Genomic DNA, 8285 nt, shown 5'->3' with positions numbered 1-8285 from the left:
GGCTTGCCAGCGAAGGTCGTTAACGATAACGCGTGCTTATTGGATAAACGCGGTGCTCTGTAGGAGCTGGCTTGCCAGCGAAGGTCGTTAACGATGACGCGTGCTTGTTGGATAAACGCGGTGCTCTGTAGGAGCTGGCTTGCCAGCGAAGGTCGTTAACGATGACGCGTGCTTACTGGATAAACGCGGTGCTTTTGAGTCCTTCGCTGGCAAGCCAGCTCCTACAGGGACCGCGTTGATTACAAGATTTTCTACCTTGAAACGTAAAGGATTCGTCCAATGGCCCTACTGCCAGAACTTGAAGCTTTCCTCGAACTCGCCGAGTTCGGCCGCCTCACCGGCAAAAGCCGCCCGATGCACGAACAGACCCCGCAACAGGCGCGGATCGACTTCGAAGCATCCTCCGGATTCCTCGATGTGCCGCTGGACAACATCGCTTGCGACAACTTCACCATCACCGCCCGCGACGGCTACAGCCTGGCAGCACGCCTGTATCGCGACGACCAAACCGTCGACGGCCTGCATCCGGTGGTCCTGTATTTCCACGGCGGCGGCTACGTGGTCGGCAGCCTCGACTCCCACGATGCACTGTGCCGTCGCTTGGCGGCCCAGGGCGGTTTTGCCGTATTGACCGTGGATTATCGCCTGGCCCCCGAATGGCGTTTCCCAACCCCGGTGCAAGACGCCTGCGACGCCGGCAACTGGCTGGCTCGCGAAGGCGCGGTCCATGGCCTGGACGCCACGCGGGTGGCACTGGCCGGTGACAGCGTCGGCGCGACACTGGCCACGGTGTTGTCGATCATCGCCGTCCGCGAGCCTGAGGAACTGGCGCTGCAACCCAAGGCCCAACTGCTGGTGTACCCCGTGACCGACGCCACCACCCATCGTGCCTCACACCGGGATTTCGCCGAGGGTTACTTGCTGGAAACCCCAACCCTGGACTGGTTCTACGCCCACTACGCACGCACGCCTGCGGACCTGGCCGATTGGCGCTGCTCGCCGTTGCTGGCCGAGGATTTGTCGGGTGTGGCCCCGGCGTTGGTGTATCTGGCCGGTTATGACCCGTTGCATGATGAAGGGTTGGCCTATGCCGAGCGCTTGCGGGCGGCGGGGAATGAGGTGACGTTGCTGGAACAATCGGGCATGACCCATGACTTCTTGCGCATGGCCGGGTTGTTGAGTGAGGTGGAAGGGATACATGTGGAAGTGGCGGGGTGGATGCGTTCAAGGATTTGACCTGAAGTAAAAAGCCGCCATTTCTGTGTGGGGAATGGCGGCTTTTTTGTGCCTGGCGCAGGGACTCGTAGTGGGGCAACAATCGCCATCGCGAGCAGGCTCGCTCCCACAGTTGACCGAGGTGAACTCGGATTTTGTGCACACCGCAGATCCCCTGTGGGAGCGAGCCTGCTCGCGATGACGTCATCACAGGCACCACAAATATCGGCCCATACAAAAATGCCCGCATCTCTCGATACGGGCATTGTTCATTTCAGCTCAGCTTCAGAAGTCGTACTTCGCGGTGATCTGCATGTTGCGCGGCTCGCCGTAGAAGGTGGTGCCGAAGTTGCCAAGGCCGGTCAGGTAGCGCTTGTCGAAGACGTTGTAGGCGTTGACGGTGAAGCTCAGGTGGTCGTCGTACTGGTAACGGGTCATCAGGTCGACGAGGGTGTAGCCGCCTTGCTTGAGCATGGTGCTGCCGCCTTCGCCGCCGCCTACGTTCGGGCTGTAGCTCTGGCCGTAAAACGCGCTCTGCCAGCTGACACCGCCACCGACGGTGAACTGGTCCAGTGCGCCGGGCAGGCGGTAAGTGGTGAAGGTGCGTACCACGTGTTCCGGTTTGCTGGTGGCCAGTGGGAAACCGAAGATGCGTTGGTGATCCTTGTCGCGAGTACGGGCATAGGTGTAGCCAGCCGATACGTTCCAGTCCTGGGCCAGTTCGCCGGCCAGTTCCAGTTCAACGCCGTTGGTGGTGGCACCGTCGACGGCTTTGTAAATGCCGTCGCCGGTAATCTCATTGGTGCCGATCGACTCGGCAACGTTGTCCTGCTCGATGCGGAAGAAGGCCAGGCTGGCGTTGAGTTTGCCTTCGAAGTAGGCCGCTTTCAGACCAGTTTCGTAGCTGTCACCTTCAACGGGGTCCAGGGTCTTGCCATCGGCGTCCTTGTTGATTTGTGGCTGGTAAATGCTGGTATAGCTGGCGTAGACCGAGTAGGTATCGTCCAGGTCATAGACCACACCGGCGTAAGGCGTGACGACGCCGTGTTCCTTGTAGCTGGCGTGGGTGTCGGCCAGGCCGGCGCCTGGGTAGTAGGTGTAATCCTCGTTGTACTTGTAGGTGCTGACACGGCCGCCGAGGATGAACGACAGGTCGTCGGTCGGACGCAGGCGTGTGGCCAGGTAAGCGCCATTCTGGCTCAGGGTGCGCTCGTACTTGCCGTTTTTCGGGAAGTCCGGTTTCGCAATATGGCCTGTCCAGTCAAAGATGTTGCCCGGTACCAGTCCATCGGAGTCGGTGGGGGAACCAAAGGTTGAGCCAGTCTGACGGGAGTGGGCGGCCATGAAACCGGCCACCAGTTCATGCTCGCGACCGCCCAGGGTGAAAGGACCGGAGACGTTCACGTCAGCAGTGTTCTGTACGCGATGGCCTTCCCAGTGGCCTTGGTAAAAGAACATGCCTTCGCCGGTGTTGCGGTCCGGGTAACCACCGCTGGCCGAGGCCAGTTGAGTATCGTGATCAGTAGTTTTCTGGTCGAAGCTGGCCTTGAATTTCCAGTCATTGGCCAGCGCTTGCTCCAGGGACGCGAAGTAGGTGGTGCTGTCGAAGTCACGACGGCTCCAGTCGGCACCCGGGTTGAAGCTTCGGGAGAAGTTGGTCTTGCCGCCGTCGGCGTAGTAAACCGTGTTACCGGTCCAGGAACTGCCGCGCGGGGTGGCGCTGGACTTGTCGACGCCCAGGGTCAGCAGGGTATCGTCGGTCAGGTCGGCTTCGAGAACACCGTAGTACAGGTCTCTCTTCTGGCTGTAGTGGTCGATGTACGAATCTTTGTCCTGCATGGCGCCGACAAAGCGCCCGCGCACGTTGCCGGATTCGGTCAGCGAGCCGGAGATATCGCCTTCGGTGCGGTAGCTGTCCCAGTAACCGGCGGTGGCGCTGACCGAAGCCTTGAACTCCTTGGTCGGCTTTTTACGCACGAGGTTGACGGTGGCGGATGGGTCGCCGGCGCCGGTCATCAGGCCGGTTGCGCCTTTGATGACTTCGACGCGGTCGAGGTTGGCAGCGTCGTCGGTGTTGTTGGGGTTTTCCCCGTACACGCCGTCGTAGGGAATGTTGACGCCATCGTACTGAAAGTTGGTGATGGCAAAGCCCCGTGCGGAAAATTCGGTACGGTCGCTGTCGTACTTCTGGGACGTGATACCGGGGGTATTCTTCAGCGCATCGCCAACGCTCTGCACGCCGCGGTCGTCCATTTGCTGACGGGTCACCACGGTGACCGATTGCGGTGTTTCGCGAATGGTCAGCGGCAACTTGGTAGCGGTGGTGGTGGCGCCGGTGGTGTAGGAACCGGTGTCTTCAGTGGTCAGGCCCAGGGCCTGGCCGGAAATGGTGGTGGCGCCCAGTTGCAGGCTCGACGAGCCACCCGACACCAGCGTCACGCTGTTGCCGTTGATCTGGAAAGAGATGCCGGTGCCCTTGAGCATCTCGGCCAGGGCCGCGGAAGGCTCCAGCGAGCCGGACACCGCGCGGGACTTGATGCCGGCCACCTGATCCGGGCTGTAGAGGATTTGCAGGTTGGTCTGCATGCCCAGTTGGGTCAGCGCGCTGGACAGCGGCTGGACCGAAATACTCACTTTTACAGGTGCTGCGTTGGCCATCGTGCTCCCCAGCAACGTGGCGGTCAGCAGGACGCTGGTCAACAGCGTTTTGTGCAGTGACGGGCGCTGTACAGCCAGCGCGAGAGGTGTATGGCGTGGAAGAGATCGCATTACTTGCCTGTGCTCCTGAAAAGTGTCGTGCAGAGTTTTTGTTAATAGGAATGATTATTAAGACGAGATGCGATTGAGAAACCGGAAAAGAAATGTGAAAAAAATGTCATTTGGGGTCAGGCAGCCGTCAGCTCGGTGACGACCCGGCCGCTTTCCATACGCACCAGTTGGTCGGCCACATCGAAATAACGGTCATCGTGGGAGATCACGATGATGGTCTTGCCCAGGCGCTTGAGGTCCGGCAGCAACTCGGTGTAGAAAATCCGCCGGAAGGTCGGGTCCTGGTCGGCCGCCCACTCATCGAACACCAGCACTGGCCGCTCTTCCAGCCAGGCATTGACCAGCGCCAGGCGCTTGCGCTGGCCGGTGGATAGGTCGGTGGTGGTGAAGTTGCCGTCCTTGACGCTGACCTTGTGTGCGATCTCCAGGCGCTGCAGGTATTTGTTGGCGTCTTCGGGAATCTGCGTGTCGCCCTGGACCACGTCGTCGAACAGGTAGTAGTCGGCGAAGATGGTGGTGAACAGCTGGCGATAGTCGTCGCGGTTGTGCGCGTCGATGGCCTCGCCATTGACCCGGATCTGCCCCTGTTGCGGGGTATACAGGCCCAGCAGCAGCTTGATCAGCGTGGTCTTGCCGCAGCCGTTCTCGCCGACGATGAAGGTGATATCGCCCTGCTTGATCGACAGGTTGACCGGGCCGAGCTGGAACGGCGCCGCACCTTCGACCGACGGGAAGGCGTAGCGCACGTCCGCCAGTTGCAGTTCGTGCACGGCTTGTTTGACCTTGCCCTGGTCGCTGAGCAACAGGTGCGGTTCCGGGGTGGAAAATTGTTCCGACAGTTCAGCGATGCGGCGGAAAGCGATCTGCGCACGGCTGACGATCGGCAGGGTGCCGATCAAATGCTCCAGCGGGCCTTTCATGTACAGCAGCACCAGCACGAAGCCGCTCATGACGGTCTTGTCGGCGCTCGGCCAGAACGTTTGCAGGGCCAGGGCCAGGCCAATGACCACGAAGAACAGCATCGAGCCGAAGGTCTTGGCGATGACGAAGGTGTTGATCGAACGCACCTGGGTGTTGCAGATGAATTCGGCGGTGCCCTTGATGCCCGAGGTGAACATGCGCTGGCGGCGTGGGCGGTGGATGCGCAGTTCCTTGGCGCCTTCGGCAATCGCGTTGTAGTGCTTTTGCAGCTCGTCTTCAGCGTCGCGGGCGGCCATGAAACCTTGCACGCCCTTGCTCTGGGCGTAGGCCTGGATCGCGCTACCAATCAGGATCGCGGCCACCATGATCAGGAACATCGGCCACGACAGGATCGCCAGGTAGCCCATGCAACCCAGGGTCACGGTCAGGGAAATCGCCAGTGGCGCGAAGGCGAAGGCGAAGTCGCTGATGGTGTCGACGTCGTGGGTCAGCACCGGGATCAGGCGATGGCTGCGGTAACGCTCGATCTGCTCGATCGGCGCCGACAGCACCTTCTCGCCCAGCTGTTTGCGCAGCTTGGCGATGATGTGCTGGCCAACATAGTTGGTGCCGATGTCGGAGCAGATCGAACTGGCCAGCGCCAGCAGGCACAGGCCGGCGAACAGCGCGACCACGCCCTGGGTCAGGCCGCTGTCCGAATGCAGGGCATTGTTGATGGTCGCCAGCAACACCGTGACGCTCAGGCCACCGACCATGCCCAGGAATATGGACGCGGCGACGATGAGTCGAAAGGGTTTGAGCAGGGCGAACAATTCGCCGATGGCGCCTCGGGTAGGCTGGGTCATGGAAGACGGTTCCTTGGGTCGGAAGGCAGATACCCAGTAGAACGTCTGGTCGGGGGGTTAATTTAGAGGGTGGGCGACTGGTGGCGGGGTTGCCGACTTCACACATACCTTGTAGGAGCCCGGCTTGCCGGCGAAGGCGTCCTCAAGAACGCCTTCGCCGGCAAGCCGGGCTCCTACAGGGGGGCGGGGGTGGGTTTAGAGATTGCGCACTACGCGAAAGCCCATCCAGTCCCCACGTTCCTGCGGGTACTGGCTGTTGCGGTTACCGGAGCGGGAGAACACCGGGGCTTCCCCCCAGTCGTTGCCGCGGATGCGCACGGCTTCGCAGTTGGGTTCCAGCCAGGCGCTGCCATCGGTGGGGGCGCCGACGTAGTCCGGGTGTTCGCAGTCTTCGACCCATTCGTAGACATTGCCGTGCATGTCGTACATACCGAAGGCGTTGGGCGGGTAGCTGCCCACGGGCGAGCTGTAGCTGTAGCCGTCCGCCGGGCCGTAGGTGTTGGCATGTTTGGCGATGCTGTATCCCTTGCTTTCATCGAACGGGAAGGGGAACGGGCCCGAGGTGCCGCCGCGTGCGGCGTATTCACGCTGGGCTTCGCTGACCATGCTGTATTTCTGCCCGGTTTTCTTCGACAGCCAGGCGACGTAATTCTTCACGTCGTCGAAGTTCATGCACACCGCCGGCTGGCGCGGGCTTTGCGGGTAGCGCGGCTTGCTGGCGACGCACTCGCGACCTGGCCGGGTATCGCCGCTGGCGATGGTCACGCCGCTTTCCTTCACATAGCTGTCCCACTCACCGGCGGTGATCTGGAAGCGGCTCATGGCAAAGGGTCTGGCGAAGGTGACTGCATGCATCGGACCTTCATCGGGTTCACGACCGACTTCGTCATCCGGGGTGCCCATGGTGAAGGTCCCGGCGGGCAGCACGACCATTTCCGGGCAGTTCTTGCAGTCCTTGAATACCTTGCCTACGGGCGGTGGGGTGGCGGCCTGTGCGGCAGATGGCAGCAGGCCGGCCACGAGGGCGGTCAGGGCCAGGGCCTTGAGGGGAGACAGCAGATCACTGTTCATGAGACATCTCGATCAAAGAAAAAACGGGTGCGAAACCGGGACCAAAACCGGAACGGGAACCGGTACCTGTAGGAGCCCGGCTTGCCGGCGAAGGCGATTTCAAGGACGCCTTCGCCGGCAAGCCGGGCTCCTACAAAAAAGCAGTCGGCGCCAGGCGTTGCGGGCAGCGTCAGGCGGTTTTGTTGAGCAACGCCATGAAACGGTCGATTTCGTGTTCGCTGTTGAGCAGCCCAGGAGCGATACGGACCACCGGGCCGACGTCGCGCTCCACCGAGTCGCAGACCACGCTGTTCTGCATCAGTTGGCTGGCGACCTTTTCGCAGTCCTGGTCCTTGATCCGGAAGAAGGTGAAACCGGCGGACAGTTGCGGGCTCCTTGGCGTGACCAGTTCGATTCGCGGCTGCTCCAGCAGGCGCTCCTTGGCATAGGTGTTGAGCTCATGAATGCGCGCCTGGACCTCGGCCTTGCCCAAATCCAGGTGCAGCTTGAACGCTTCGTCCGCGGCCCAGCGGTGTTCGAAACTGTGATAGCCGCCGGGGGTCATGATGGTCGCGAAGTCGGTGGATTCGCTGAAGGTCGGTATGATCGGCGTGACGTCCTTGACCTCGACGGAGCGGGCGCAAATGATCCCGGTGCCACGGGGGCCGAACATCCATTTGTGCGTGCCGGCGATGAAGAAGTCGCAGTGCATGTCGGGAAACTCGAGGTCCTCGACGCCAAAGCCGTGCACCCCGTCGACCACATACAGGATCTGGTCTTTCTCGTCGCGCTTGCGGTTCAGCTCTTCGACCAGTTTGCCGATTTCGCCGATCGGCAGTTTCACCCCGCTGCCCGATTGCACCCAGGTCATGCCCAGCACGCGGGTCTGCGGACGAATACCCTGGGCGATCGAACCCAGCACTTCGTCCACGGAAATGTCGCGACTGTTCTCGAACAGCTTGAGTTTGCGCACGTTCGTGCCCTGGCGTTGCTGACGAAATTCCAGGGTGTAGTTGGTGGAATAGTGCTCATGTTCGCTGACCAGGATTTCCTGGTCGGGCCGCACATGTATCCCGCCATAGATCATCGCCAGGCCTTCCGTGGTACTGCCGGTCAGCGCGATCTGCTCGGGTTTGGCGTTGAGGTAACGCCCGGCCCAGACTCGCACGTTGTGCTCGCGCTTTTCGGTTTCCTGCAGGTCCCAGTCCATGGCCCGGCCAGGGTTGCGGTCGATGTTGGCGCGGTGCATCTCGATCGCGTTGCGCACCGGCGTTGGGTGCGAGGTGACGAGGAAGTTGGCGAAATGCAGGTAGTCCGGGTCTTGATTGAACAGCTGGCGCAATTGCGCCCATTTGCCCTTGGGCAAAGGCGGCGGCTGCCGTTGTAGATCGCCGGCTATGGCTGGGGGGTACACGGAAGCAGCCAGAGGCAGGCCGGCGGCGAGAATGCCGGCCTGCTTGAGGAATGAGCGACGGTTGGTCATGG

The 8285-nt window shown here is 61.4% G+C and carries 5 protein-coding genes; 1 reads left to right on the top strand and 4 read right to left on the bottom strand.

Going from position 1 to position 8285, the window contains the following annotated elements; all coding sequences use genetic code 11:
* The first annotated feature begins 279 nt into the window (after positions 1-279).
* Positions 280-1236: an alpha/beta hydrolase gene (locus tag HFK74_RS11925; protein WP_180203671.1), complete on the top strand. Its 957-nt coding sequence runs from the start codon at positions 280-282 to the stop codon at positions 1234-1236.
* A gap of 264 nt (positions 1237-1500) precedes the next feature.
* Here the strand turns inward: HFK74_RS11925 and HFK74_RS11920 are convergent, their stop codons facing one another.
* The 4 genes from HFK74_RS11920 to HFK74_RS11905 all read right to left on the bottom strand — a co-directional run bounded on the left by HFK74_RS11920 (position 1501) and on the right by HFK74_RS11905 (position 8283).
* A complete protein-coding gene (locus HFK74_RS11920) occupies positions 1501-3984 on the bottom strand; it encodes a TonB-dependent siderophore receptor (RefSeq protein WP_180203670.1) in 2484 nt (827 codons plus the stop codon).
* Positions 3985-4100: 116 nt separating this feature from the next.
* Positions 4101-5750, bottom strand: a complete 1650-nt coding sequence (locus tag HFK74_RS11915) for a cyclic peptide export ABC transporter (protein WP_008056186.1) — start codon at positions 5748-5750, stop codon at positions 4101-4103.
* Between the two features lie 195 nt (positions 5751-5945).
* Complete coding sequence (locus HFK74_RS11910) at positions 5946-6821, bottom strand: formylglycine-generating enzyme family protein (protein ID WP_180203669.1); 876 nt, start codon at positions 6819-6821, stop codon at positions 5946-5948.
* 169 nt (positions 6822-6990) lie between these two features.
* Positions 6991-8283, bottom strand: a complete 1293-nt coding sequence (locus HFK74_RS11905; protein ID WP_180203668.1) for an aminotransferase class V-fold PLP-dependent enzyme — start codon at positions 8281-8283, stop codon at positions 6991-6993.
* Positions 8284-8285: the final 2 nt, after the last annotated feature.

It is taken from the genome of Pseudomonas sp. SbOxS1, from assembly GCF_013416725.1.
GTDB lineage: Bacteria > Pseudomonadota > Gammaproteobacteria > Pseudomonadales > Pseudomonadaceae > Aquipseudomonas.
The sequence above is the reverse complement of the archived record's forward strand: the minus strand, read 5'-3'. Positions and strand labels throughout refer to the sequence as shown.

Bases quoted from the DNA above. Each gene is read 5' to 3' on its own strand.
- HFK74_RS11920 (WP_180203670.1), bottom strand. From the start codon at position 3,984: ATGCGATCTCTTCCACGCCATACACCTCTCGCGCTGGCTGTACAGCGC.
- HFK74_RS11905 (WP_180203668.1), bottom strand. From the start codon at position 8,283: ATGACCAACCGTCGCTCATTCCTCAAGCAGGCCGGCATTCTCGCCGCC.
- HFK74_RS11915 (WP_008056186.1), bottom strand. From the start codon at position 5,750: ATGACCCAGCCTACCCGAGGCGCCATCGGCGAATTGTTCGCCCTGCTC.
- HFK74_RS11925 (WP_180203671.1), top strand. From the start codon at position 280: ATGGCCCTACTGCCAGAACTTGAAGCTTTCCTCGAACTCGCCGAGTTC.
- HFK74_RS11910 (WP_180203669.1), bottom strand. From the start codon at position 6,821: ATGAACAGTGATCTGCTGTCTCCCCTCAAGGCCCTGGCCCTGACCGCC.